This is a genomic window from Ruegeria sp. BHSC223, from assembly GCF_059613025.1.
The window spans coordinates 1-1,281 of record NZ_JBXWRR010000040.1 but is presented as its reverse complement, the minus strand read 5'-3'; the positions used below and the strand labels follow the sequence as shown (position 1 = coordinate 1,281).

Sequence of the window (1,281 nt, the reverse complement as noted above, 5' to 3'; positions counted from 1 at the left end):
AGAGACGGTTCCGGAAAACTGAACATCCGGGATAAGTGGATTTTCCGCGCAACAGCAGCATGATGCTGCGAGCGAGGAGAAGACCATGACAAGACGACCGCGCCGGAACCACAGCCCGGCATTCAAGGCGAAAGTGGCAGTGGCCGCGATCAAGGGCGAGAAGACCCTGATAGAGCTGGCGCAGGATTTCGACGTGCATCCAAACCAGATCAAGCAGTGGCGCGATCAGCTCCTTGAAGGCGCGACCGGGGTGTTTGGGGAGGCGCCGAAGAGCGATCCGGAAACGACCATCGACGTGAAGACGCTGCACGCGAAGATCGGAGAGCTGACGCTGGAGAATGATTTTTTGTCCGGCGCGCTCGGCAAGGCGGGTCTGTTGCCGAGCGCAAGAAAATGATCGATCCCACCGCGAAGCTGAGCGTCAGTCGCCAGGCCACCGTACTTGGGATCAGCCGGGGCAGCGTGTATTACAAGCCCCGCCCGGTCTCGGACACGAACCTGAAGCTGATGCACCGGATCGACAAGCTGCACATGGAATTCCCGTTCGCGGGCAGCCGGATGTTGCAGGGGCTGCTGGTCCAGGAAGGGTTCAAGGTCGGGCGCCTGCATGTCGCGACCCTGATGAAGCGGGTGGGTATCGAGGCGCTCTATCGCAAGCCCAACACCTCGAAACCGGCGCCGGGGCACAAGATCTACCCCTATCTTCTGAGAAAGCTGCCCATCACCCGCCCCAACCAGGTCTGGGCGATGGATATCACCTACATCCCCCTCTCGGCAGAATGCTACGCATTCGCCTGCCGGGCACTGCATCGCCCGCGGGTACATCTATCTGGCCGCCGTGCTGGACTGGTTCACACGGCGTGTCCTGGCATGGCGGGTGTCGATCACGCTGGAGGTGGATTTTTGCATTGAGGCTGTCGAGGAAGCACTGGCGCGACACGGCGCACCCGAGCTCTTCAACACGGATCAGGGCAGCCAGTTCACGTCCACCGGCTTCATCAAGGTGCTGGCCGCCCGCAAAATCAAGATCAGCATGGATGGCAAGGGAGCTTGGCGCGACAACGTCTTCGTCGAGCGTCTGTGGCGGACTATCAAATACGAGGAAGTCTACCTGCGGGCCTATGCCAGCGTGGCCGAAGCCCGGGTCGGGATCGGCCGATACCTGGGCTTCTACAACAGCCGTCGACCGCACTCATCGCTTGACGGGAGAACCCCCGATCAGGCCTACTTCAACAAGCCAATACCTGATGCGGCAGCGGCGTAACCCAGGCGGAAAAACAC

Annotated in this window: 1 pseudogene; it reads left to right on the top strand. The window is 61.0% G+C overall.

The annotated features are described in order from the left end of the window. The first annotated feature begins 85 nt into the window (after nucleotides 1-85). Nucleotides 86-1,264 (top strand): annotated as a pseudogene (locus AC2FNY_RS21025) (IS3 family transposase). Nucleotides 1,265-1,281 lie beyond the last annotated feature (17 nt).